Source organism: Mesorhizobium sp. P2_A12 (assembly GCF_056405075.1).
The window spans coordinates 1-25,296 of sequence record NZ_JBFUCU010000028.1 but is presented as its reverse complement, the minus strand read 5'-3'; the positions used below and the strand labels follow the sequence as shown (position 1 = coordinate 25,296).

The 25,296-nt window shown below is 60.7% G+C and carries 18 protein-coding genes, 7 pseudogenes and 1 riboswitch; of the genes and pseudogenes, 15 read left to right on the top strand and 10 right to left on the bottom strand.

Going from position 1 to position 25,296, the window contains the following annotated elements:
* Nucleotides 1-3 precede the first annotated feature (3 nt).
* A riboswitch (cobalamin riboswitch) is annotated at nt 4-203 on the bottom strand.
* Nucleotides 204-478: 275 nt separating this feature from the next.
* The 4 genes and pseudogenes from AC1DZU_RS32295 to AC1DZU_RS32280 all read right to left on the bottom strand — a co-directional run.
* Nucleotides 479-773: pseudogene (locus tag AC1DZU_RS32295) on the bottom strand (cytochrome P450); the annotation flags it as partial.
* Nucleotides 740-1,972 carry a cytochrome P450 family protein gene (locus tag AC1DZU_RS32290; protein WP_477291064.1) on the bottom strand — a complete coding sequence of 411 codons (1,233 nt, stop codon included), beginning with the start codon at nt 1,970-1,972 and terminating at the stop codon, nt 740-742. The gene AC1DZU_RS32290 and the pseudogene AC1DZU_RS32295, both read right to left, overlap by 34 nt.
* 96 nt (nt 1,973-2,068) lie before the next feature.
* Nucleotides 2,069-2,761 carry an OmpW/AlkL family protein gene (locus AC1DZU_RS32285; protein WP_477291062.1) on the bottom strand — a complete coding sequence of 231 codons (693 nt, stop codon included), beginning with the start codon at nt 2,759-2,761 and terminating at the stop codon, nt 2,069-2,071.
* Nucleotides 2,762-2,991: 230 nt separating this feature from the next.
* Nucleotides 2,992-3,303, bottom strand: coding sequence for a transposase (locus tag AC1DZU_RS32280; protein WP_477291060.1), 312 nt, complete (start codon nt 3,301-3,303; stop codon nt 2,992-2,994).
* A 231-nt stretch (nt 3,304-3,534) separates the two neighbouring features.
* On the opposite strand from AC1DZU_RS32280, the gene AC1DZU_RS32275 reads away from it, so the two are divergent.
* The 10 genes and pseudogenes from AC1DZU_RS32275 to AC1DZU_RS32230 form a co-directional block, all read left to right on the top strand.
* Nucleotides 3,535-4,410: an AraC family transcriptional regulator gene (locus AC1DZU_RS32275; RefSeq protein WP_477291058.1), complete on the top strand. Its 876-nt coding sequence runs from the start codon at nt 3,535-3,537 to the stop codon at nt 4,408-4,410.
* A 47-nt stretch (nt 4,411-4,457) separates the two neighbouring features.
* Nucleotides 4,458-5,573: a threonine aldolase family protein gene (locus tag AC1DZU_RS32270; RefSeq protein ID WP_477291056.1), complete on the top strand. Its 1,116-nt coding sequence runs from the start codon at nt 4,458-4,460 to the stop codon at nt 5,571-5,573.
* A 396-nt stretch (nt 5,574-5,969) separates the two neighbouring features.
* Nucleotides 5,970-6,425: a GNAT family N-acetyltransferase gene (locus tag AC1DZU_RS32265; RefSeq protein ID WP_477291054.1), complete on the top strand. Its 456-nt coding sequence runs from the start codon at nt 5,970-5,972 to the stop codon at nt 6,423-6,425.
* Between the two features lie 343 nt (nt 6,426-6,768).
* Complete coding sequence (locus tag AC1DZU_RS32260) at nt 6,769-7,737, top strand: omptin family outer membrane protease (RefSeq protein ID WP_477291052.1); 969 nt, start codon at nt 6,769-6,771, stop codon at nt 7,735-7,737.
* A 345-nt stretch (nt 7,738-8,082) separates the two neighbouring features.
* Nucleotides 8,083-9,018, top strand: a pseudogene (locus tag AC1DZU_RS32255) (ArdC family protein); the annotation flags it as partial.
* A 208-nt stretch (nt 9,019-9,226) separates the two neighbouring features.
* Complete coding sequence (locus AC1DZU_RS32250) at nt 9,227-9,646, top strand: DUF2958 domain-containing protein (protein ID WP_477291050.1); 420 nt, start codon at nt 9,227-9,229, stop codon at nt 9,644-9,646.
* Between the two features lie 79 nt (nt 9,647-9,725).
* A complete protein-coding gene (locus tag AC1DZU_RS32245; protein ID WP_477291048.1) occupies nt 9,726-11,456 on the top strand; it encodes a ParB/RepB/Spo0J family partition protein in 1,731 nt (576 codons plus the stop codon).
* A 242-nt stretch (nt 11,457-11,698) separates the two neighbouring features.
* Nucleotides 11,699-12,673, top strand: a complete 975-nt coding sequence (locus AC1DZU_RS32240; protein ID WP_477291046.1) for a hypothetical protein — start codon at nt 11,699-11,701, stop codon at nt 12,671-12,673.
* 482 nt (nt 12,674-13,155) lie between these two features.
* Nucleotides 13,156-13,725, top strand: coding sequence for a hypothetical protein (locus AC1DZU_RS32235; RefSeq protein WP_477291138.1), 570 nt, complete (start codon nt 13,156-13,158; stop codon nt 13,723-13,725).
* Nucleotides 13,722-14,072, top strand: a pseudogene (locus tag AC1DZU_RS32230) (hypothetical protein); the annotation flags it as partial. The gene AC1DZU_RS32235 and the pseudogene AC1DZU_RS32230, both read left to right, overlap by 4 nt.
* Nucleotides 14,073-14,131: 59 nt before the next feature.
* Here AC1DZU_RS32230 and AC1DZU_RS32225 read toward each other — a convergent pair.
* Nucleotides 14,132-14,488 (bottom strand): integrase core domain-containing protein, encoded by a 357-nt coding sequence (locus AC1DZU_RS32225; RefSeq protein WP_477291044.1) that lies wholly within the window; start codon nt 14,486-14,488, stop codon nt 14,132-14,134.
* A gap of 320 nt (nt 14,489-14,808) precedes the next feature.
* Between AC1DZU_RS32225 and AC1DZU_RS32220 the strand changes: the two genes are divergently transcribed.
* Nucleotides 14,809-17,955, top strand: coding sequence for a class I SAM-dependent DNA methyltransferase (locus AC1DZU_RS32220; protein WP_477291042.1), 3,147 nt, complete (start codon nt 14,809-14,811; stop codon nt 17,953-17,955).
* A gap of 197 nt (nt 17,956-18,152) precedes the next feature.
* Here AC1DZU_RS32220 and AC1DZU_RS32215 read toward each other — a convergent pair.
* Nucleotides 18,153-18,769: pseudogene (locus AC1DZU_RS32215) on the bottom strand (aldehyde dehydrogenase family protein); the annotation flags it as partial.
* A 271-nt stretch (nt 18,770-19,040) separates the two neighbouring features.
* On the opposite strand from AC1DZU_RS32215, the pseudogene AC1DZU_RS32210 reads away from it, so the two are divergent.
* From AC1DZU_RS32210 to AC1DZU_RS32200, 3 genes and pseudogenes are all read left to right on the top strand, one after another.
* Nucleotides 19,041-19,157 (top strand): annotated as a pseudogene (locus tag AC1DZU_RS32210) (transposase); the annotation flags it as partial.
* Between the two features lie 194 nt (nt 19,158-19,351).
* Complete coding sequence (locus AC1DZU_RS32205) at nt 19,352-20,572, top strand: acyltransferase family protein (RefSeq protein ID WP_477291040.1); 1,221 nt, start codon at nt 19,352-19,354, stop codon at nt 20,570-20,572.
* A gap of 52 nt (nt 20,573-20,624) precedes the next feature.
* A complete protein-coding gene (locus AC1DZU_RS32200) occupies nt 20,625-20,996 on the top strand; it encodes a hypothetical protein (protein ID WP_436175704.1) in 372 nt (123 codons plus the stop codon).
* Here the strand turns inward: AC1DZU_RS32200 and AC1DZU_RS32195 are convergent.
* The 4 genes and pseudogenes from AC1DZU_RS32195 to AC1DZU_RS32180 form a co-directional block, all read right to left on the bottom strand.
* The gene (locus AC1DZU_RS32195) at nt 20,962-22,014 is read right to left on the bottom strand and encodes an IS630 family transposase (RefSeq protein WP_477291037.1); all 1,053 of its coding nucleotides are present in this window, start codon (nt 22,012-22,014) and stop codon (nt 20,962-20,964) included. The genes AC1DZU_RS32200 and AC1DZU_RS32195 overlap by 35 nt on opposite strands.
* 172 nt (nt 22,015-22,186) lie before the next feature.
* On the bottom strand, nt 22,187-23,158 hold the full coding sequence (locus AC1DZU_RS32190; protein ID WP_477291035.1) for a glycosyltransferase family 10 domain-containing protein: 972 nt from the start codon (nt 23,156-23,158) through the stop codon (nt 22,187-22,189).
* 309 nt (nt 23,159-23,467) lie between these two features.
* Nucleotides 23,468-23,880, bottom strand: a pseudogene (locus AC1DZU_RS32185) (transposase); the annotation flags it as partial.
* A 151-nt stretch (nt 23,881-24,031) separates the two neighbouring features.
* Nucleotides 24,032-24,645, bottom strand: a pseudogene (locus AC1DZU_RS32180) (aldehyde dehydrogenase family protein); the annotation flags it as partial.
* Nucleotides 24,646-25,121: 476 nt separating this feature from the next.
* Here AC1DZU_RS32180 and AC1DZU_RS32175 point away from each other — a divergent pair.
* A partial coding sequence (locus AC1DZU_RS32175) for an ArdC-like ssDNA-binding domain-containing protein (protein ID WP_477291136.1) occupies nt 25,122-25,296 on the top strand: 175 nt, incomplete at its 3' end.

Here is a 25,296-nt window from a genome sequence, read left to right as displayed (position 1 = left end):
CCGTGGACGTTGTTCGTCGTGGCAGGTCTCCTGGCTCGCGGGTCAAAGCCTCTGCCCGTCTTCCCGAGGCCGTTCGCCTCAGTGACACCAATGGGCTTGGCTCGCCGCTAACAGTTGCGGGGGCAGCGCCGGCATCGCACCGGCTTCCCTCTTAGCTCCGCTACGGCAGTGCCGCGCGGAGAACCACGACATGCGCACAATCACAGCAGCTTCGCTCCTTGTCAATACATATAACGAGATGTTTATGTGATGATGCGAATAATGCCCTTGCGCTGATCGGTCTCTTTCGCCCAAAGCCGCATACGATGCCGCCTCTCATCAGTGCAGGCTCGGAGAGGTCCTTGTCCCCATCGGCGACGCCGGATCAGATCGAGGTCGCCGGGCTCAAAGGGCGTAAAGTCGGGCCAGGTCGTCACGGTCAGCCGGGAAATCCCGGTATTTGTTCCCGCTCGGCTTCGCTCAGCGTGCTTGCGCACTCGCCCATCAGCACGCTGATAACCATGTCCGGAAGCGGAAAGGAGAGGTGGCGCCTCAGGTCGGCGGAACTGGGGCTGGGCCTCCAGCGTCTCGAACAACTGAGCGGCGATCGCCTCGACCTGCTGCGCGAGCAGCTTCACCCTGCGATTGCTGAAGGCCGGCGCCACGATCGTGCGTAACCGGGCATGCTCGCCCCCCTCGTGCGAGACCAGCCACCCCGGCGAACCGAGAATCACCGAATCCGGGGTGAATGCCGCACTCTCTAAGCGACGGAAGGGCGGAAGCTGACCGGCAGGCGCTGCGGGCAGCGAATGACGTAAGACGGCATGTAGACGACGTCCTCCGCGGCGATGGTCAGGGCCAGATCCTCCAGCCGCCCGAACAGCGCGGGGAAGGCGCAGCGCAATTCCAGGCGCGCCAGCGCAGCGCCCAGGCAGGAATGCGGCCCCTCGCCGAATGACAAATGCGGGTTGTGCCGCCGGGTGACATCGAACCTGTCGGCGCCGGGACCGAAGGCCTTTTCGTCCCGGTTCGCCGCATGGAACGCCATCAGGACGGCATCGCCGCGGCGGACCATGCATCCGTCGATCTCCACGTCCTGGGTGGCATAGCGGAACGGCAGATTGGCCGCTGAGCTGCCCCAGCGCAGGATCTCCTCGATCGCCTGTGACCAAGGAACTTGGCCGCTGCGCACCAGGTGCAGTTGCTGCGGATGCGTCAGCAATGCCAGCACGCCATTGCCGATGACGCTGGCGGTGGTCACGAAGCCCGCAGAGAGCACCATGAACAGCATGTCGATGAGCTCGGTGTCGGAAACGAGCTCGCCTTTGTCACGGGCGACGATCAGGGCCGAAGCCAGATCATCGCCGAGCTGGCCCCGCTTGAGCGCGATAAGGCGACGGAAGAACTCCGGGATGCGCTGCCGCGTCTGTCGCACCTCTTCGGCTGTGGCGGAGGTGTTGGCCAGGCTGTAGGTGAGCGCGACGATCTCTTCACGCTGTTCGTCCGGCAAACCGAACAGTTCGGCAATCACGTTGGTGGGCAGCGGAACGGCGAACTCGCACATCAGATCGGCACTGCCGCCGCGCTGCGCCATCTCGGCCAGGAGTCGATCGACGCATTGTTCGATCCGTGGCGCCAGCAAGGCGATACGACTGGGCGCGAAGCTGCTGGACAGCAGGCCGCGCAAGCGACGGTGATCGGCGCCGTGCGCCGTGGTCATGTTGTCCACTTTGCATATCCCGATCAGCGGATGATCCTCGGGAATCTCGCCGTCCTGCAGCGCCCGCCACTGTCGCCAGTCCTTGTTGAAACGGTGGTCGGAAAGCATCTGCCTGAGCGTCTGGTGACGGCCTGCCGCCCAGGCCACCACACCGCCTGGCAGCGACACTCGCGCCATCCCCCCCTGCTGCAGAATCGCAGAAGAAAGACGATCAAGTTGCGTGGGAGCGGCCGGCACACCGATCACGTCGCAATGATCGTTTTCTACGCGCATGCCAACAACTCCTTTAAGAACCATCGCGGGTCCACTTCTCGGCACGGATGATCCGCGCGCGGACTTCGAAAAGTGCCCCTTTTGTGTGGTTCGTCCTCAGAAGCGGTAGGTGAGACCTGCGCCTATCAACCAGGGATCGAGCTTGGCCTTGCCCGTGAGCTTGGCGCCGGCGACAGTGACGTCGAAGTCGGGCTTGAGGAAAAGCTTCTTCACGTCGAAGTTGACGCCCCAGTGCCGATCTACCATGTAGTCGAATCCAACCTGCAGCGCGGCGCCGAATGTGTTCTTGACCTTGAGATCATCGGCGCTGCCGACTTGCTGATGATAGAAGATCGTATAGTTCACGCCGGCGCCGACATAGGGCGTGAAGGCGCCGAAATCGGTAAAATGATACTGCAATGTCACCGTTGGCGGCAGCAGCCAAACCTTGCCGACCTTGCCAAGCCCGCCGATCGCACCTTGGCCATCGATGTTGGCATAGGTGGTGCCGAGTATGAGTTCGGCGGCGATGTTGTCCGTGAAGAAGTACGAAATATCGAGTTCCGGCGTCACGGTGTTCGAATAGGAAAGACCGGAGCCGGGCACCGCATTGACATAGCCCGAATCCTCGGTGATCACCCCCAACGCACGCAGGCGGATCTGCCAGGGGCTTGGCGCTTCCGCGACGCAGGCTTCTGCCTGCGGGACGCTCGCGGCTTGCCCAACATCTGCCGCGCCGGCCTGTCCCGCAACGATGAGGACGACAGCCGCTGTCATTGCCCGCGCCACGCCAATTCGCGCTCTCGCCATACTTTTCTCTCCTTGATCTTCAGAAGCGACGCACTGCGCCTTGATTGAATCCTGCTCGCATCAATCGAGATTGACGGAGCGCTCATGCGGGAGAGCCCCCGCATGTGTCGTGCCAAATGAGAAAATCGTTGCAGAACAATGCGGTCACTCCGATAGCGCTGTGTCTGATGTCCGACTTCGTCGAAGATCCGACAATGAGTGCAGCCGTAGCCGCCCCTGGTAGCCGTTCGTCAACATCGGCCGGCAGTTCGTTGGCACGCTCGTCCTCGGCTTCGAGTTTTGGCGTATTCTGCGTTCAGCGCCTTGATCGGCGCCTGCTGCTTCGCCATCAGGCCGGGGAACGTTCCAGCCAGTTGGCGCAGTCCGTGGGCATGTCCGTAAGGCGTCTCGACCGATATGGGCGGGAAATCCTTTGGCAGCATGCGCCAGCCGCCATCCGATCGGGCCATGTAGCGGATCGCGTTCAAGACCTCGCGCAGGTCCGTCACCACGCGCCGCCCGGTCTTGGCCGCGCCCGGCAGGAACGGTTTATCCGCGACCATTCCTCATGCGTCAGATCGGAGGTGATAGCGCTTGGTCTTCTTCTTGATATCGGCCACACGGCCACGCGTCGCTCGGGTCCACATCCCAAGCTTGAAACACGATTAATCCCGCCAATCCGCTGCCCGCCCTGCAGCAGGCCCCTCTTCGGGCGGCAACTAATCCTGCTTCGGTTTGAAATTCGCGACGTGTGCACGATATCGTTGTGACGACCGACCTGGATTGATCATCAAGTGGCCGACACCGCCATCAAATGCGACGAAAAGGCGCGTAGTCGTTCTGAACCCCCGGGGCGGCCGCCGCGCAATCGTGCGGTGATGAAGCACTCCGATGTCCTTGGCGGTCTCGATTACCTGGCGGCGGACTATCACCGGCAGGATTTCTCCAAGCATGTCCACAACGAGTATCTGATCGGGCTGATCGAGCGAGGCGTCCATGATGTCTGGTGCCGAGGTGAGGTTTGGCACGCCGGTAGCGGCACCGTCGCGACCTTCGCGCCCGGCGAACCGCACTTCGGGGGTGCGGGTGACGATCTTGGCTGGAGCCAGAAGATCTTCTACCTGCCCGAAGGCCTTGTCCGGCAAGTCCTCGAGGACAGCGGCCAAAACGAACCCGGAACGATCGACTTCAGGAGCCCGTTCCAGGAGAATGCGGTCGTTGCGCACGGCCTCGGCACGCTATGGCGCCTGCTTGAACATGGGCATAGCTCGGCACTGGAGATCGAGGAGTATCTGATCCGTTTCCTGCCCCACGTTTTCGCAGAGGCCGGCGGGTCGCGCGTTGCAGAGCCAAAATTCGTGCCACCGAGGTTCCGCGACGTATGTGACTTCATCCATGCCCACTTCGACGAAGTCCTGCAGCTCGCCACTCTCGCCGCCCTCGCCGGATGCTCCAAGGCGACGCTGATCGATGGCTTCAAGGCGCTTTTCGGGTTGCCGCCCACTCGCTACCTGATCCAGGTCCGCATCGACGAGGCGCGACGGCTGCTGAGGCGAGGTCGGCAGGTCGCCGAGGTTGCCGTCGCGGTCGGGTTCGCGGACCAGAGCCACCTGACCCGACACTTCAAGGCAGTGTTGGGGGTGACGCCGGCACGTTACCTCTCGATTTGAATATCGTTCAATAAAGCGCGCGGCGAACCGTTTAGCTTGGACGCACAATGGATGAAAAGAGCGTCAAGACCATGAGCGACAACAAGCAGACCCGCCCGCGCGGCTTCACCAGCGACAACATCGCCGGCGCCTCCCCCGAGGTGATCGCAGCCATCACGGCGTGCGCGTCGGGTCAGGCGCTTCCCTACGGCAACGATGAGCTGACGCATGCCGTCGAGCGCCAGCTCGCCGAGGTGTTCGAGCATGCGGTCGACGTGTTCCTCGTTTCGACGGGGTCGGCGGCGAACGCGCTGGCGCTGGCGGCGATTACGCCGCCATGGGGCAGCATCCTCTCGCACGCCGACGCACACATCAACCGCGACGAGTGCGGCGCGCCGGAGTTTTACACCGCCGGTGCGAAGTTGGTGCAGCTTCCAGGCGAGGCTGGCAAAATCGACATCGACGCCTTGGCGGCCAACGCAACGCGCATGGTGGGCGATATCCACTCGGTCCAGCCCTCCAGCGTCAGCATCACGCAGGCGACCGAGATGGGATCGGTCTACGCGCTCGACGAGATCAAGGCCATCAGCCACATCTGCCGGTCAGCGAACCTGGCGCTCCACATGGACGGTGCTCGCTTCGCCAACGCCCTCGTCACTCTGCGCTGCTCGCCGGCCGAGATGACGTGGAAGGCCGGCGTCGACCTTGTGTCGTTTGGCGCCACGAAGAATGGAACGTTTGGGGTCGATGCAGTCGTCTCGTTCCGCGGAGATCTCGCGAGCACGATAGCCTTTCGCCAAAAGCGGGCCGGCCAGTTGAGTTCCAAGATGCGGTTCATGGCGGCGCAAATGGACGGTTATCTGAGGGACGGTGTCTGGCTTCGCAACGCGACCCATGCCAATGCGATGGCATCGGCGCTCGCGCAGGGGTTGGCCCTGGTGCCAGGCGTGAAAATCCAGCAGCGTCCCGAGGCCAATATCCTGTTCTGCCGACTTCCCACGTCCCTCATCCGGGGGCTGCTCGACATGGGATTCCGGTTCTACCATGATCGCTGGGAGCCCGGGATCGTGAGGTTCGTCACCTCTTTCGCGACGACCGAGGCGGACGTGTCCGACTTGATCGGCGCGGCAACCAGCCTCTGCGCACCGGTCGGCTCGGCTCGTGTTCCGGCTGGCGCCGAATGAGTGTGGCGACCGTCGAGCGCTCTCGCCGCCCGTCACGGATGTCCTCTTTGCTCGACTGCATTGTCCGAGCGTTCTGGCCGCACGAGCATCTCAGGCTGTATCTTTTGTCTCAGGCCCTTTTAGACCTGCAACTTCATCTGACCTCGGCAAGGCGGCTTCACCGTGCGGTCACGAAGTAACCAGGTTGATTTGCAGGCCCCCTATCTGCGCAATTCACCGCAAGTCATCGGTATCCTGTTGCTTGTAATATTTATTTTGCAATTTTTTATCATATTTTTGATGAAAAATGCTGTTCACTCGAATGCTGTTCACTCGTCCGAGTTACTTAAAAGAGTGAGTCGGATCTGCGCGGGGTGGCAGCATCAATCGGGATTTTGACCACTAGCAGGAGAAAATATGCCTTCCATATCTACGCGCCGCGCCAACGCAACGGACGCAGGGACGGTCGTCCGTTTTATTCACGCGCTACTCGATGAACTCACTGGCGGGAAAGCGCCCGCGCCCGACGACGTGAGACAAAGCGCGGAGATAATGCTCGCCGACGCTGGCGTGGTCGCCGTGATCGCAAGTGCAGACGACGAGCCGGTCGGCATCATGGTGCTGAATGAATGCACAGCGATCTATGCAGGAGGTAAGTTCGGTTATATTTCGGAGCTGTATGTTCGACCCGAAAAGCGCTCCAAAGGGATTGCCCCTCATCTGCTTGAGGTCGCCTCGCAGGAAAGCCGTGCGCGTGGTTGGAAGCGACTTGAGCTTGCAGCGCCCAGGCAACCAAAATGGAAGCGCACGCTCGATTTCTATCTGCGCAACGGGTTCGAGGAACTCGGCCCTCGGCTCTGTCGGATTATCTAGACTAGAGAGTTTGCTATGGGCCGATGAAAGCAACCTGCACGATCTCAGCGGATTGAGGTCCGTGCGTGGTCGCTGCCTGCCGCTGCAATCGTATCAGCATCGTCATCGCAAATGTGTGCCTCGGACAATGCAGCGTTCCCGTCACGCCGGCCGCCCGGAACGCATAGGCAAAAACCGCCGTCAATCGGGTCACGCTAACGATGTTTCCTTGAGTGTTGAGGAACAGAGCCGAGGGCGGCAATTTTGCCACCTACAGGGGCGCTGCATAGACGACCGCACCTGACTTGCACCCGGTTACGCTGCGTATGGCCGAATGGCGGATGATTCCCATGAGGGTAGTCCTATGAAATTGTACGCGAAAGTCTTTGGTGGAGCGGCAGCGTTGCTCGCTGCCTGGCCGGCGATGGCCAGCGACGCGGTGGCGAGCGAACCGGCGCCCTACAATCCCAATTTCTCTTTCGTTGGCGGCGTCGGCGTCATCGACATCGAGGCCAACGAGCTGGTCTATCAGGCTCCCGGTAGCGGCTCGAAGCTGAGCCACCTTATCTGGGAAAGCACCTCTGTGGTCATTTCAGCCGAGATGACGGCGCGCAGCGAGGCCGGCTGGACCGCCAAGCTTTCCGGCCAGATCGCCTTCAGCGGCGACAGCTACATGGAAGACTATGACTGGAACCCGTCATTCTCGACCAATGATGGCTGGAACGACTGGAGCAACCGTTCGCGCCATTCCGACACCGATCTTGATTACTTCTATTCGGCAACCGTCGCGCTCGGCCACGATTTCCAGTTCAGCGACCAGCTGCTGATCAACGTCAACGGTGGTTTCAAGTACACCTCGGTCAAGTGGACTGCCTATGGCGGCTCCTATGTCTACAGCGTTGCCGGCTTCCGGGATTCGGTTGGCGACTTCCCAGGAGACGCAAAGGCCATCAGCTACCAGCAGAAATTGCCGGTCGCCTTCGCCGGCATCGATGCGACCTATGTCCAGGATCGCTGGAACTTCGGCTTTGCGCTGAAGGGCGGCACGACCTTCTCGGCCGGCGATACCGATCATCACTGGATGCGTGACCTGCGCTTCGAGGATGATTTCGAATCGGCGCCGGTTCTGATGGTCGGCGGCAGCGCCGGCTACCAGTACAACGAGCGGACCAGCTTCTTCGTCTCCGGTTCCTACGAAAAGGTGTTCACAGCACGCGGCGACTACAACACCTATGACATTGCGACCGGCGCAGAGACTGGCGGCGAAGACGACCGGATCGGCGGCGATTTTGCCGCGGCGACGGTGATGGTCGGCATCAAGACCTCGTTCTGATTGAACGAGTGCGACCGGAACGCCAAACCGATGTCCGCACGGCGCAGAAATCTGACGCGCCCGCGCGCCTGACGGCGCGTGCCGGGTGCTCGTGAACCGAGCCCGCATTTTCTTCGCCAGGCTCAGGCGGTCTCGGCCATCCGGCTTCGCCCCCTGGCGCGGGCAGCCTTCGGCTGCTGACGGTCGCCGCCCTGTCGGACGGCGCGGTTTGTTCGTTGGCCGTTCCCGGCGGCGCGCGGTGGGCGGCACTCCCTTCTAGGCCCGCCGCGGCATCCCGCAACCCTTCGCTTCGCTTCGGGTCCTCCTCTTCGTTCCGGTCCTTCGGATGCGGTCCGCCTCCGACGCAGCCGAGAGGCTGGCGCGGGCAGGGGCGGGCGCCCGGGCGCCAGCCTTTATCAGGAAATCACGGACCGCATCATTGCCGAACTGGAGCGCGGCACCGTGCCATGGGTCAAGCCATGGGGCAGCGCAAAGGCCGACCTCGGCCTGCCCAGCAACGCGGCCACCGGGCGCCGCTATTCCGGCATCAACATCCTCATCCTGTGGGGCGCCGTCATCGAGCGCAGCYATCCCGGCCAGAACTGGCTGACCTTCCGGCAGGCGCTTGCCCTTGGCGGCAATGTCAGGAAGGGCGAGCGCGGCACMACAATCGTGCATGCCGACCGCTTTGTCCCAAAGGGCGAGCAGGAGCGCGCCAGGACRGACGGCGACGAGCCGCAGGCGGTGCCGTATTTGAAGCGCTTCACCGTCTTCAACGTCGCGCAGTGCGACGGCCTGCCCGAGCACCTTTATGGCAACGCCGAACCGCTGCCCGAACGCCAGATCGTCCCCCAAGCCGAGGCGCTTATTCGAGCAAGCGGCGCGGATTTCCGCATCGGCGGCGATCGCGCTTTCTACATGCCGGGCAGTGACACCATTCAGGTGCCGCCGCAGCCCGCATTCTTTCAGCAGATCGACTATTACCGCACCTGCTTCCACGAGCTTGGCCACTGGACCGGCCACCCGGCGCGGCTGGCGCGCGACCTCTCCGGCGCCTTCGGTTCCAAGACCTATGCGCGTGAGGAACTGGTTGCCGAAATCGCTGCTGCCTTTGTCTGCTCGACCCTCGGCATCGAGCCGAGCGTGCGCCATGCCGACTATATCGGCACATGGCTGAAGGTGCTGCGCGAGGACAATCGCGCCATCTTCCGCGCCGCCAGCCTTGCCTCCAAGGCCGCCGATTTTCTTCTGGGCTTCAACGCCGAGGCCCAAGGCGCGCAACAAGACGAGATCGCGGCATGAGCGCGCGCGATCCCGACACCCTGCAGACCCGAACCGAAACCGCGAGCAGACGCTCATTCCCGGTGTCCGGCCGCTCTCCACGCGCGACCGACTCGCCCTTTTGGCCGACGCGCCGATGCGCCCGCGCGCGGCGCAAAAGCCGCTCGTTATCGGGCTGTTCGTTGACGCCCCCAGAAATCAACTCGACCTGTTTTGAGAGGAGTTTCCCATGATCCTGATCACCGACGAGCTTTGCGCCCGGCTGCTCGCCAATGGCGCAACCGACACCGAAACCGACCATGTCCCGGTGGTCAAACTGTTCGATCCGACCGGGCCAGCAACCTGGCTTCTCACCGAACTCGACGCCGACGGCGACACCCTTTTCGGCCTTTGCGACCTCGGCTTCGGCTTCCCCGAACTCGGCAGCGTCAGTCTTGCCGAGCTTGCAAGCGTCAAGGGGCGGCTTGGCCTCGGCATCGAGCGCGACCTCTGCTTCAAGCCGCGCTTTCCGCTCTCCGTCTACGCCCAGGCAGCGTGCAGCGCCGGCCACATCACCGAAGCCGACCGGCTGCTGCGACAGGCGGCAGAAGCCCTTGGCAACGCTCATTCCAAGCTTCCGCCCGACACGGCGGAACAGACGCGCCGCTAGGCGCGAAAACCGTCCCGCCGCGCCGGCTTGCAGCCTCTGCGGCGGGGCAATCCCACCCCTGAAACGAAGGAGACCAACCATGCAACTTGCCCACATTCCGCTTGATAAGCTCAACATTTCCGCGCTCAACATGCGCCATTCCAAACGCGCGCCCGACGTGTCGGACATTCTGCCGTCCGTTCGCGCGCGCGGCGTCCTGGTGCCGCTTCTGGTGCGGCCCAACGGCACGCCGGAAAGCTTCGAGATCGTCGCCGGCCGGCGCCGCTATTTCGCCGCCAAGTCGCTCGCCGACGAGCGCGGCCAGCGCAATGCCTTGCCCTGCGCCATCATGGAAGACGGCGACGACGCCGACGCGCTCGAGGCCTCGCTGATCGAAAACTTCGCCCGGCTCGATCCCGACGAGGTGTCGCAGTGGGAGACGTTTTCGCGGCTGATCAGGGAAGGCCGCACCATTCCAGATATAGCCGCAACCTTCGGCATCACCGAGCTTCTGGTCAAACGCATTCTGGCGCTCGGCGATCTTCTGCCCAAGATCCGCGAAGCCTATCGGCGCGAGGACATCGACGCCGAGACGGCGCGCCATCTGACCATGGCCTCCAAGGCGCAGCAGAAGGATTGGCTGACGCTTTATGCCGATCCCGAGCAATACGCGCCGCGCGGCCACCAATTGAAACAATGGCTGTTCGGCGGCCAGTCGATTTCCACCAAGGTGGCGCTGTTTGCCGTCGAGGATTATCCGGGCCTGATCGTCTGCGACCTGTTCGGCGAGGACAGCTATTTCGCCGATGCCGACCTGTTCTGGCAAAAGCAGAACGAGGCCATTGCCGCCAGACGCGACGCCTATCTGGAAGCCGGCTGGCCCGAGGTGGCCGTGCTGGAACCGGGGCAGCATTTCCAGTCATGGGACCACGAAAAGACGCCGAGGAAGAAGGGCGGCAAGGTCTTCATCTCAGTCTCGCATCGCGGCGCGGTCGAGTGCCATGAGGGCTGGCTGTCGCGCAAGGAGGCCCGCCGCGCCCGCACGCAAGGCGAGGGCGGCGCGCACGACGAAACGCCCGCCAAGCCGTCGCGACCGGAACTCACCGGGCCGATGCAGAATTATGTCGATCTGCACCGCCACGGTGCCGTGCGCACCGCCATGCTCGACCATCCGGGGGTCGCGCTGCGCCTGATGGTGGCGCATGCCATTGCCGGTTCAGGCCTGTGGCAGGTTCGCCGCGAGCCGCAGCGCACCGCCAATGAAGCGGTGGCGGCAAGTATTGCCGCGTCCAGGGCCGAAGCCGCATTCGCCGAAAAACGGCGCGCGGTGCTGGCGCTGCTTGGGCAGGCCGACGAGGAGGGTGCGATAGCCGGCGGCAATGGCGACGCCTTTGCGCTTGCCGCCGTCTTCGCCCGTTTGCTGCCACTTTGCGACGACGACGTCATGCGCGTTCTTAGCCTTGTCATGGCCGAGACGGTCGAAGCCGGCAGCGCCGTCGTCGAGGCGCTCGGCAACCATCTGGGCATCGACATCGGCGCGTGGTGGCAACCGGACGACGCCTTCTTCGATCTGCTGCGCGACAGGGAGATCGCCAATGCAATGCTGGCCGACCTCGCCGGCAAGCCTGTCGCCGACGGCAATGTCGCCGAGAAGGTCAAGACGCAAAAGAAGATCATCCGCGATTGCCTCGCGGGCGAGAACGGCCGCGAGAAAATCGACAACTGGCTGCCCAACTGGATGAAATTCCCGGTCGAAAGCTACACGAAACGCGGCGGATTCCGCACCGCCGATCAATGGGCGAGCGTCCAGCCGCTGTTCGTCCGCCAATAGCTGCCAAGCCGGGCGGCGGCTCTTTTCAAGTGCCGCCGCCTCGTTTGCCTGCCGCTGGATATTGGCTGATGCGCACGGCGATCCGAACAGCATTTGCCACGCGCAAGGCTATTGTGCGTTGCGCAAAAACCGACGCGCGCCTACACGTCCTTCCGTTGCGGGAATCGGGCTTGGACCAGCGGCGAGGCAGTGAAAAGAGATGCTTCGTCAATATCATATTGCATTCATAGCTGAGGACTTTCATGACCCTTTCGAGCCCTGACAAATCCGGCGCCACCAGTCTCGAGGCCATCGCGCGAAACGGCGGCGTGCTGCGCCGCATCGCCGTGCGCATTCCGACCTATCTGTCGGACTTTCGCGAGAACCCGGCATGGCTGCCGATGTTCGTGCTCGCCCGCACCATGCCGGCGCGCCGGATGCACTGGCGTGGGGCTAAGCCGGTTCGCGTGTCGCAAAAAGCCCACGACACCATGTTTGCCGGCGTCGATCGCCAGGACGTTGTCGAGGCGCTGCGGTCGGACGGGCTGTTTTGCGGGCTCGTCCTGCCGACTTCCATCCATGAGGAGATCGCCGCCTTCGCCCGGTACACGCCTTGTTTCGGCAATTTCGATCGCCGTCTCGAATTCATGGCTGAGGACCATGCCGAGGCCGAGAAGCGTTTCGGCCGCTCGCTGCTCAGCGGCCACTTTTTCGAACACATCCTCGGCTGCAAGGCAGCGGTCGCCATCCAGAACGACCCGCTGCTGCTCGACATCGCCGCGCATTATCTGGGCGCTCAGGCGAAACTGATCACCACACGCGTCTGGTGGAGCTTCCCGACCAGCGAGGCTTCCGACGCCGACAAGAACCGTGCCTCGCTCGGCAAGTATCATTTCGATCTCGATGACTGGCGGATGCTGAAATTCTTCTTCTATCTGACGCCGGTCGACGAAGGCACCGGCCCGCATGTTTATGTGCGGGGCAGCCACAAGCGGCGCATCCTCAAGCATCAGCTGACGCTGCTCGTCGGCCATCCGGCGCAAGAGGTTCTCAAGGTCTATGGCGATGACAGCCCCGTTACGCTGACCGGCGAAGCCGGTCTCGGTTTCGTCGAGGATCCTTTCGGCTTCCATATGGGCACCGTGCCTTCGCGCACGCCACGGCTGATGATGGAAGTCGGCTTCGGCGTGTCGCCGCCCTCGCGCCGGCGCTTCCATGGCGAGCCGGTTATTCGCTGATCTCGCAAAAGTCCTTAAAACAGCCTTCCCCAGATCAGACGCCTGGTTCTCCCTTGGGCTGGCTGGTGCCATGGCGTCGTCATGGGATCAGCTGGCGCATGACTGGATTGGGCAGATACTTTAAGAAAATCACATATTTACGGTGTGCAAAAATCGCACACGAAAGTTCTGCTTCTCTCGCTTTTTCGTTCCCACGATGGAGCAACCGACAGCCCTTTTCGGACGCTCTTCTGCCGACGATATTGACCGCTTCAATGCTGCCGGCGGCGCTCGTCAGTCGGACGACGACGTTTGAATGCTCTTTCGCTAGGGTGAGCGCCCTGAGCCAATCATCATGCTGCCGGCGAACCACGTACCGGCGGCTCAAAACGACGTATTTTGGACTTTCCGCGGCGCCCTCCTAGCATTCTCATTGACAGGAGAGACATCGAATGATGGAATGTCCTTGGTCCTAGGACAGAGGACAAGCTGCAATGATTGGAATGAAAAGTCAGGATATCGTGGTGCTTCTGAAGCTCGTGAGCTTGCAGGAGCAAGGAGAGTTCGCGGGCCATGGGGAACAGCGTAGGGGCTTTGCGGGCGAGGACCCCTTCTCTGTCCGCGGGCTGGAATCCCTAACAGGTATCAGCAAGACAGAGATCAACGCCTCCTTAAAGCGCAGTCTCTCATCGGGGTTGGCCATTAAAGACCGGGATACGGGACGGGCCAATCCTCACCGCCGCAATCTCTATGAATTTATCGTCCACGGCCTGAAGTTCGTGTTTCCCGCGAAGGCAGGCGCGATGACGCGCGGTATTCCGACGGCGTTCGCCGCGCCGATGCTGAAGGGGCTATTGGTCAGCGGAGGCGAGTACATACACATATGGCCCTATGCCCAAGGGCGGGACATGGGGCAGTCGGTTGAACCTTTGTTCAAGAGTGTGCCTGAAGCAGTCCAGAAAGATGAACGGCTCTACGAATATCTTGCTCTCCTTGATGCCATCCGGCTCGGCAATCAGCGCGAAGCGGGCCTGGCTGGACAGCGGCTTTCGGAGAGGTTCCTGAAAAAATGACGGTCCGAGGCCAATTGCTCCTGATGCTGCAGACGGTGGCGGAAGCTTTGGGGGAAGACTTCCGGGAACGGCTGGTCTTTGTCGGCGGGTGCACAACCGCTCTTTTTATAACAGACGAAGTCACCCTTGAGGATGTGAGGGCGACTGACGACGTCGACCTCATCGTCGATCTTGCCGGTTATGGAGAGTGGGCGCAGTTGCGGGAAGAATTGAGGCAGCGAGGTTTCGCTGAGTCCCCCGAGGACAACGTCATCTGCCGGATGCGGCTGCGGGACCTCAAGGTCGACTTTATGCCGGACGATGCCGGCATACTCGGCTTCACTAACCACTGGTACGCAGCTGGGATCTGTTTGGACTGGGGACATCGCGAACAGGTGTGCGAGGACATCGCGAACAGTTTTGCATGCTATCGAGCCAAGGTGTTTAGGTCGATGGTTTCTATTTTCTGATGTCTGAACCATGCGTCGAAGACGCCGTCTGTTGTGGTAGGCCTGAAGGCGACGGACTTTCCCGCGAAGGCCCTGCACAAGCGCATTGACCGGCCAAGGATTGAGACGAAGCCGTGCTGCTGAACGCGGCGGATGAGATCGTCCTTGGCGTATTCGAACAACTCGACAGTTTCGCGATACTGGCGCGGCGAGGCCTGGTAGCGATCGAGCGGCACGCCGCCGTCCAGCGCGTCGTGGGGACGCTGGGCGTTGTAGACGTGGCGCCACTGGTCGAATGCGTCCTGGGCCTCGGCGAGATTCGCGTGGGTTGCCATCCACCGGAACACGAGTAGAAGCCCGCAAACTGCCGCGGTCCAGTGCCAGCGCGCCGCGCTTTAATTAGTCGGGCGCTCGCTCACGCGTTTTTTCCGCGCCGGAAGTCGAATGGAAAGCGCTTCAGGAAACCAGGAAATGCATTCCAGTCGTGTGATCACCGCTGCCACAATGCATGGTGTCCCCTATTTCTGATGCTACACAATAATAGGTCAGGGCGAGGCAATTATTGATGCATCGGTGACTAATATTAACCAATAATCAGAGTTTTATTGGCAACCTCTTCTGCTGGGTCCGATGACTGTGTCGGAGGGGATGTGTAATGAGTCTGGGTGCCGCAGGGCTCACGCCCATAACGCCTGCAGCTTTCATCAAGAAATGGAGGAAGTCGGAACTTGGCGAGCGGCAGGCAGCTCAAGAACACTTCCTCGATATCTGCTCGCTGGTCGGCCATCCGTCTCCGAGCGATGAGGACCCGACCGGCGCGTTCTTCGCGTTCGAGAAAGGTGCGAACAAGCTCGGAGGGGGTAAAGGTTTTGCTGACGTCTGGAAGAAGGGTCACTTCGCATGGGAGTACAAGCGTAAGAAGGGAAACCTCGACGAGGCCCTCCTCCAGTTGATGCGATACGCGCCGGCGCTTTTGAGCCCGCCGCTACACATCGTTTGCGACATCGAACGCCTTCGCATCCATACCGCTTGGACGAACACCGTTCCGTCCACATACGTGATCACCCTAGATGACCTCGCGGAACCTTCAGCGCGTGAGATGTTGCACAACGTCTTCTTCAGCCCGGAAAAGCTGAGGCCGACCCGAACACGCGCGGCGGTCACCAAGGAGGCAGCAGACAAGTTTTCCACGATCGCACTCCGCGTTCAGGGGCGAGGCACACCAGATGAGATTGCTCATTTCGTAAATCAGCTGGTCTTTTGCTTTTTCGCCCAGAGTGTCAGCCTGCTGCCTGATGGCCTGTTCACTAAGCTCCTGAAGCGATCGGCCCGTGCTCCTGAACGAGCCATGAGCTACCTCGACAAGCTGTTTGAAGCAATGGAGCGCGGCGGCGAGTTCGACCTGACCGACATCACATGGTTCAACGGCGGCCTGTTTGATGGTCGCCGAGCGCTACGGCTCGATGACGGTGACATTGGTTTGCTTGTCGCCGCAGACAGCCTCGATTGGGGCCTCATCGATCCGACGATTTTCGGAACTCTGTTCGAGCGGTTTCTGGACCCGGAAAAACGCGCCCAGATCGGCGCGCACTACACCGATCCAGAAAAAATTATGCGTCTTGTCGATCCGGTCATCCTGAGGCCTCTGAGACAGGAATGGGAACAAGCAAGGCGGGAGATTGTCGAACTCCTGAATGGCAATCGCAAGCCGCCAATGCGCAGGCAGCAATCCCGCCGGATGACGCGGGAGGAAGCGGCCGCCGAAGTACGGTCCCGGTTCACGGAACGGCTGCGAAAGCTCCGCATCCTGGATCCGGCATGCGGGTCTGGGAACTTCCTATACCTCGCTCTCCAGGGTGTGAAGGATATCGAACACCGCGCCAACCTCGACTGCGAGATGCTCGGCATGCCCGCTCAGCTTCCGCTGGTAGGGCCTGAAATCCTGCGCGGCATCGAAATCAACATGATGGCGGCCGAGCTTGCACGCACGACCATTTGGATCGGAGACATTCAGTGGCAGATCAAGAATGGGATACGCTCGAAATCGATACCAATCCTACGCAAGCTAGATGCAATCGAAAGGCGAGACGCCTTGGTCAGGCAGGCCCAAGACGTTGATACAGCTCGTGACGCACAAGGAGACCTTCTTGCTGCACTGCAACCAGTCTCGGAAGATGCTGAAGCAGAATGGCCAGAAGCAGAATTCATCGTAGGAAATCCGCCGTTTGTCGGCGTGCGTTTGATGCGGCAAGCCTTGGGCGATCCAACGGTTGATCGCCTTTTCGATGTGTACGATGGGCGCGTCTCTCGCGAGGCTGATCTCGTCTGCTATTGGGTGGAGAAATCCCGCGCCGCTGTCGCAGCAGATCGAACGCGTCGAGTGGGTCTGGTCACGACGAATTCCATACGCGGTGGAGCGAACAGAAGGGTGTTGGATCGGATCATCGCCGAAAGCCGGCTATTCGAAGCCTGGAGTGACGAGCCGTGGGTCGTCGATGGCGCAGCCGTACGAGTATCCCTAATCTGCTTCGGCCACGGCGAGGACCCGTTGTGCCTCGATGGGAGGACGGTTGCACAGATAAACGCAGATCTTACCGCCGGCGTAACCGACTTGACCAAGGCGCGCAGGCTGTCTGAAAACCAGAACGTAGCGTTCATGGGCGACACGAAGGGCGGTGCCTTCGACGTCCCGGGTAGCTTGGCGCGGGCCTGGCTCTCGATGCCGATGAATCCCAACGGTAGGCCAAACTCAGATGTGCTCCGTCCATGGCGCAATGGAATGGACGTCACTCGCCGCGGCCGCGACATGTGGATTGTGGATTTCGGCTGGGAGATGTCCGAGCAGGAGGCTGCCCTCTACGAGGCGCCGTTCCAGCACATTAGAGAGCATGTGTTTCCGGAGCGCTCAAAGAACAGGCGTGATGCCTACCGCGAGCGTTGGTGGCGACACGTGGAGCCGAGACCGGCTTTTCACGCTTCCTTGAAGGGCCACTCGCGTTACATGGCAACACCTCGCGTCGCAAAGCATCGGACATTCGTGTGGCTTGATCAAGCGATAGTGCCCGACTCCCGCATCTTCGCGTTTTCTCGGTCAGACGATGTCTTTTTCGGGATTCTTCACTCCCGATTTCATGAGGCTTGGAGCTTCGGAACTTGCTCGTGGCACGGCGTCGGCAATGATCCAACCTACAATAGTGCGGGGGTATTCGAGACCTTCCCGTTCCCCGAGGGCCTCACGCCGGATATCCCAGCAGTCCGATATGAAAAGGACGCACGAGCCATCGCCATATCACAGGTGGCCAAGAGGCTTGATGACTTACGAAACGCGTGGCTCAACCCGAGCGACCTTGTCCAGATCAAGCCCGAGGTCGTGCCCGGCTATCCGGATCAAATCCTTCCGAAGGACATCGTGTCGCACGCGATCCTCCGCGAGCGTGCCCTGACCAACCTCTACAACCGGCGTCCGCAGTGGTTGGTCGACGCTCACTCGGACCTGGATGCCGCCGTTGCCGGAGCCTACGGGTGGCCTACAGATATCTCTGAAGATCAAGCTCTGGCGAATCTCCTAGAACTCAATCTGGCGCGTGAGGCATTCAACGAGCACGCCAAATCCGGTCTGAAGACAAGAAAGCCACGTCGTCGTCCGACGCCGGAAGAGATTCGACGTGCCCCGCAGATGAAGTTGCCCATTGCAGGTGGCCGCAAGTCCGTTGTCGGTCCGCAGCAATTGACCACCAAGGATCGCGAAAACCAGCCGACGTCAGCAGAGCGTCCGCGAAACACCAAACGCCGAACAAGCTGACCCAGGTCAGCCAAATTGTGCGAGACGCCCTTGCTCCAAGACCGATGATAGACCCATTCCAGTCATTTCCGTTACACCTCATCAAAAGCAGATCGAAGCCGGCCGCGCCTATGACCGCCTTCTCAAGCGCGGCACCCGGCCGAAGGGGCTCAAGGCAATCGTCGCATGGTTCAAGCGCCTGTGGATCAAGTTCATCGGCTAATCAGCGTGCGGCCGACGGCATCGCCTTTGCAGGCACAGATCAGGTTGCCGACGCCTTCGGGAAAGCCGGCCTCCGCGCCGAGTGCAACCATTGCGCCTGCAACAAGCGGCGTCTGTTCGGCAGGTTTGAGGATGACCGCGCAGCGGGCCGCCAGCGCCGGCGAGCTCTTGCGCGCAACCCTCGAGGCCGAGAAAATTCCACGGCCTCATGGTGCCAACAACGCCGATCGGCTGCTTGACCGCCAGCATGCGCTGGCCCGTCGAGGGCAGGGAGATCGTCTCGCTATAGATGGCTTTGGCCTCTTCGGGCGTCCCATTGCAGATCGCAAGCAGCGTGAGAGACTTCCGAGCCGGCTTCGGCAAGCGGCTTGCCCATCTCAGCGGTGAGAATGGCAGCAAGGTCGTCCGCATGGTCGATGATCAGCTGATGCCAGTGCCAAGCCATGTCGCTGCGCTCTCGGGCGGTCATGGCTGCCCATCCAGTCTCTTGCGATACAGGCCTTGCTGCCCGCGTCTCCGTGACCCCATGTTGGGAAATTTCCGCCAACACGTCGCCAGTGGAATCAAGACCTCGAAAATTCGCTCGCCCAGGCGGCGTGCCGAGTGGCGGCATGCGGTCGAAGGCGCCGAACAGCTATGCAGATTTCAGGTGCAGGCGGTTGGCACAGAGGCACGCCTCGCGGGGGCACCGGCGTTAAGTCCTGCGAGCTGATAAAACCGCAGCGCAAGGCATGGCGTCCAGGCATCCGGCAAGCGGCAGTCTGCCGGCACTTGATGACGCCCGCGCGCCTGACGGCGCGTGCCGGGTGCTCGTGAACCGAGCCCGCTTTTTCTTCGGCAGGCTCAGGCGGCCTCGGCCATCCGGCTTCGCCGCCTCCGATAGCGCCAAGGGCGGACGGCCGCCCTTTGATACGGTGATGATGTTGAAGATCATGGTGCTGCAGGCGCTCTACTGTCTCTCGGACGATCAAGCCGAGTTTCAGATCCAGGACCAGCTGTCGCCGGTGGGCATGGCCCGCATATCCATCCCATGGATGCATTATATCCAAACAATCAACTTTACCCCTCCGTCATGATGCTGCATAGCGCAGTATAGGAAAGCCAATGTCCCGTGCTTTCCAGCTCACGTTCACGAGCGTGGACTTTGTAGGAAGACCAAGTCGAAACCGGCGCATTCATAAGGGGCAGAGTATCCATGAACGGAATGGCGGCGGGGCAGGCCGGATCTGAACGTTTTATTGCTTTAGAGGGGTTGAGGGGGCTGGCTGCAGTTGGCGTCCTCTTGTCTCACGCCCTCTTCGCTGTCGAGCCAGGGATATTCAAAACCATGTACCCGTTGGCGCAAGCAGCGTGGCCAGAAATCGGATGGCCTGCTCAGCTTCTAACTCTCCCCCCATTCAGCATGCTTATCAACGGAAGCTTTGCGGTTTGTGTATTCTTCGTTCTAAGCGGCTTCGTCCTTACCAAGTCTTTTGCTGACACTGGAAATGCGTCGGTGCTTGTATCCAGAGCAATCCGACGGATACCCCGCCTCGGCATTCCAATCGCGGCTTCAATCGTTTTTGCCGGTACCATTTTTGCCATGGGGCTGATGAGAAATCTTGAAGTTGCTCCACTCACGGGCTCGATCTGGCTGACCTGGTATTACGCTAGCTCAATTACGGTCGCGACCATCGCCAAGGAGGCCCTATATGAGTCCTTATTTCTCGGTAAGAACCAACTCAATTCACCACTCTGGACGATGTCCATCGAGCTCGTCGGTTCATACTTAGCCTTCATGTTCGCCCTCGCTGCGAGGTGGTTCACCTTCGCCCTCGTCACAGTTTTTGCCGCGGCTCTCTCTTTTGCGGTCCATATAGCTTACCTGCCCTTCGCCTTGTCGTTCGGGGTCGGCGTCCTCCTGACTCGCGTTTCTCCAGCGAAATGGCCTCACAAAGCTAAGATCGCAATCTTTCTTGCTGCCATCTATCTTGGCGGCTTCTCAAACGACATCTTGTATGAGCCGATCATCAAACTCTCCCCAATCGACTTTAATCACCTGAAGGACGCAATGCACTGCGTCGGTGCAACCTTCCTTGTCGCTAGCGTTCTCGCGCTTCCATCGCTTCAGCGAGCCTTCTCGTCATACTTTTTCCCACTCCTAGGTCGATTGTCGTTCTCGGTCTACCTTCTTCATTTCCCTCTCCTTTGTTCCCTCGGGTGCTTTGTCTATCTCTGGACTATCCAATGGGGGCATGCCATTGCGGCTAGTAGCACTGTCGTCATTGTACTTGTAACCACCATCATTGCTGCGGTGCCTTTTCAGCGCCTTGTAGACGTGAAGTCCATGGAAGTAGCCAAGAGGGTGGACCAATACCTGAGAGGTTTTTGCGTAAGTCTGCGGAGGCGTAGACTGGCGCTGCGCTCAACCATTTGAGCGAGACAAACATAGCTAATCATTCTGACCTCAAAACGAAAGGTGCCCTGCCTTGGAAGAATTCGTATCGCGCATCGCCACCAATGTCGGCGTCGACCCGGCTCTCGCAGACAAGGCCGTTGGCATGATGCTGGGTTTCCTGCAACGCGAGGCAGCCGACGGTCCCGCTGCGCGCATGATCGAGGCCATTCCCGGAGCTTCGGAATTAGTGGCGAAGCATGATGGTGAGGACGCAGAGGGCGGCAGCGTCCTCGCCGGAGGCGGCGTGGTGGGTTTCGGCCAGCAATTGATGAATGAGGGTCTCAGCCTAGGAAATATCGCCGGCCTTGCTAACGAGACGATCGCCTTCGCCAAGGAACATGCCGGCGACGAACTCGTGGACGAGGTCCTCAATTCCGTTCCCGGCCTTCCCCAGTTCGCCTGATCAGCAGCAGCCGGGTTGCGTACGATGTCGTGCGCCCGTCTCGGCCCGTTTGCGCAGCCAGAGCAGATTCGACGTATTCCGGGTCAGAGCTGTCTGCCTCGAAATAGTGCCTGCATTCCTCGGCTGTGAAAGCTGCGAGGCAGTTGGCCACGACCGACCAGAACTCGTCGATGGTTCGGGTTGCAGCCTTTCTCAGGAGAGCCTTGAGCTTCGAGAAAGCCATCTCGATCGGGTTGAAGTCGGGCGAGTATGGCGGCAGGAACAGGAGCGCGCCAACTTCTCGATCACCTCGCGCCCGCCGCTGATCTTGTGGGCGGGCAGGTTTGTTCATGACCACGATGTCGCCTGGGCGAAGCTCGGGTGCGCGGACCTGCTGCGCATAGGCGAGCAAGGCAGAACCTGCATAGGGCCATCGAGCAATATTGGCGCCGCCAAGCCGCCCAGCCGCAGGCCGGCCGAGGATGTGGTGGTCTTCCAATGGCCGTGAGGAACGGCCGCCCGACAATCGTTCGCCGCGCAGGCTGCGGCCACGCAACCGCGCCATCTTTGTGGATGCTGCGGTCTCATCGATGAAAATCAGCCTCTCGGGGTCGAGATCGAGCTGGCCATCGAACCAGGTTCTGCGACGGCGCAGGACATTGGGGCGCTGCTGTTCGGCGGCATGCGCCGTCTTCTTTTGAAACGTGATGCCGCGCCGGTCGAGGCACAGCCGGACCGTGGACGACGCTACCAGCACGCCACGCTCGGCGGCAAGGCGCTCGCCGATCTCAGCAAGCGTGATGTCCGGCGCGTCCTCGATGAGGCCAAGAATGAAGGCCTCATGCGCATCGAGCTTCGAACGCGACGGCTGGCCCTGCTTGCGCGCTTCCAACTGGCCGGTCTCGCGATAGCGGCGATACCAACTCCCGGCCATCGAAATACCGATCCGGAAGCGACGCGCCGCCTCCCGCCTCGAAACCCCGACTTCAATGGCCGCAATCACGCGCCCACGAAGGTCCGCCCTTGGGCTCCTCGTCATCATCACATCCTCGTAAATCACCGGGACAGTGAATCAGACAGGATCTATCGCGTGATTCCCAAACCGACTCTGTGTTCATCAAAGATGCTCGAGGCATTCTCCGCCGAGTGTTGCGTACGGACCCTGCCAGATCACCAACCGCCGGGCGCGCGAAGCGAATGAACTTTGGAGTTCATTCGTCTACCCCAAAATCGACCTCGGGCGTACCGATGTGCATAACTTTAGGCGGCAAAGGCTTATCCTGAACGCTTTCGATGAAGCCCGCGAGATAAGCAAATATATTGTACTTCTCAAGTACCAACCGCTTCGCCTCTCGTATTGCATCGCGACGGTCCTTCCAGAGGTCCGAGTTGGTTATTTCTCGGATCTTTTGAATTACGTTCTTGTCCTCTGGATCAATCAGAACCATTGAATCCGGCGGAAAGAACCTCGTGATTGCCGGGCTGCCGTAATAGATCGGCATTGTTTCAGCAACGAAGCAGTCCATAAGCTTCTCTGTAAAATAGTAATCATCTCTAGTATTCTCGAAAGCTATACTGTAGCGGTAAGGTGCAAGTGCGTCCCATTTATCTCCAATCAGGTGAAAACCTCGGCCGAACAGGTCGAACTCGAGCTCCTCTCTCAGCCGCTCCAAAAACGCCAGCCGATATCGATGTCCTTTAAGCAGGGCGATGTTGCTGGTAATCCATGAGAGCCGACGCGGCTTGTCAACGACTTCGCTGACCAGAAGTTGGTCATATGTCTTTCTTACAGACCAAGACCGAGTGATAGGTGGAGACAAGACGAATCGACGCCCTGCATTCTGCCGAGCTACCAGCTCTGCGTCAGACGTCAGAACGATGGTATTTTCCCCTTGCCCTAGATGGAGCGCGCGATGAGCTTTCGTCGGCGGTTCGCCGATTGCAAAAATTGTCCTGTTCGGGCTCGCCTCGATATCAACTGGAAGCCCAAAAACAGAAGGAGAGTTAAAGATTATATGCCAATCCGGCGTGAAGGATGTCTTGCGTACAAAAGCGACATTGTTCCAGATTCCACTGCCCTTTGGAGTGAGATGGTGGATGGCGTCATCCAGACCGCCCCAAGAATCGAGGCATGCAGCAACAATGGGCGCCGGACGTTCCGTCGGCAATTTGGCGCTATACAAAGCAGTTCGACTCCTTCACTTCGGTGGTGCCGGGAGTAATTTCTGCACCAGGGCCAGACCTCTCTGCGCTCCGTCGTGAGATGAAGCTAAAACGATCGGAATCGATGGCCAAACGGTCCGCAGGTAAGCCCTTCGATATCGAAAAGTTTGGGGGAACTATACAGAGGCTTGTAACCCCTCCTCCTCCATCTCGATCGGCTTCCATAATTTAGCTCTGACTATTTTTGATGAAGTTTGGGAGCTCTGTCCAGAGTCTTCTGCAAATTTGCGATCACGGTCGCCGGTGTTGGCGGGTCAGGCGCGGCGTCTTCAAGTAACCGCGGCCTTGGGCTCCTCCAGCTTGCGCAGCATCTCCTTCTTGTGCTCGGCCAGGTGCTCCATGTTCAGATTCGCATGGCCTCCGCCAGTTTTCGTGTGTTTCGACGGCGAGCGCGCGGACGAGCCGCAGGCAGCTCTCGGCGCTGGGAAAGATGCGCACCACATGGGGTGCGCCGCTTGATCTCCTGATTGAGCCGCTCCAGGATGTTGATGCTCTTCAGGCGCTTGTGATGCTGGCGTGGCAGCCGGTTGAAGGTGAGCGTCTCCTCGATGTTGTCCTCTACCCACTGGCACAGCTTGGGGCAGCGCGTCTCCCACTTGGCCAGCCATTGGGCGAGGTCGCGCCGCACTTCGGAAAGGTCGCGCCGGTCATACATCCAGCGCAGTTCCTGCAGGCAGTCATCATCGATCCATTGGGCCGGCAAGATGTCTCGCGAGCAGATCGAAGCCGGCCGTGCCTATGCCGCCGTCTCAAGCGCGGCACCCAGCCGAAGGGGCTCAAGGCCATCGTCGCATGGTTCAAGCGCCTGTGGATCAAGTTCATCGATCGATCAGTATCAGGTTGACGACGCCTTTCGGGAAAGCCGGCCGCGCGCATTGCGCCTGCAACAAGCGGCGTCTGTTCGGCAGGTTTCAATATCACGGCGCATCCGTCGCCAGTGCCGGTGAGATCTTGCGCGCCACCATTGAAGCCGGGAGATTCCATAGCGTGATCGTGCCAACAACGCCGATTGGCTGCTTGATCACCAGCATGCCCCGGTCAGTCGAGGGCGGGGAGATCGTCTCGCCATAGATGCGGTTGGCCTCTTCGGCATACCATTGCAGATATGCCGCCGCATGCGAGACTTCCGACTTGGCTTCGGCAAGCGGCTTGCCCATCTCAGCTGTGAGGATGGCAGCGAGGTCGTCGGCGTGGTCGATGATCAATTGATGCCAGCGCCAGAGCATGTCCCTGCGATCCCGGGCGGTCAACGCCGTCCATCCAGCCTGCGCCGTATAAGCCTTGTCGATCGCCGTGCGCGTCTCAGCGCCCATGTCGGGTAGCGCTGCGGATTAAAGACCCTCGAACTTTCGCTCACCCAACACCGTGCCAAGCGTCGGCATGCGGTCGATAGCGCCGAACAGGTCGGGGAGTTTCAGATTCGCATCAGCGGCTGGCACAGAGGCATCCCAGCTTTCTCTTCAAAACGGCGGATGTTTTCTATTGGCTGCGTCAGGATGTGTAACCGCACTTCGCATAGGACCTCGAGCGACGGGGACCTGGCGACCTGCCGACCGCGTTATGGAACAGGAACGACCGTTCCTGGAACGAGAATTCCTGTTCAGCGCCTTTCTCGCCCGCACGCCTGGCGGGGGCACCGAGCGCTGAGCCCTGCAACCTGATAACCGCAGCGCAAGGCATGGCATCCACGCATCCGCGGGAGGCCTAAGCTTTGACGGCGCCCGCGCGCCTGACGGCGCGTGCCGGGTGCTCGTGAACCGAGCCCGCTTTTTCTTCGCCAGGCTCAGGCGGTCTCGGCCATCCGGCTTCGCCCCCTGGCGCGGGCAGCCTGTCGGCTGCTGACGGTCGCCGCCCTGTCGGACGGCGCGGTTTGTTCGTTGGCCGTTCCCGGCGGCGCGGGATTGAAGAGCGGAGGACCAGACGATGCGTGCAAAACACCAGCGTTCCGSCAGCCGAGAGGCTGGCGCGGGCAGGGGCGGGCGCCCGGGCGCCAGCCTTTATCAGGAAATCACGGACCGCATCATTGCCGAACTGGAGCGCGGCACCGTGCCATGGGTCAAGCCATGGGGCAGCGCAAAGGCCGACCTCGGCCTGCCCA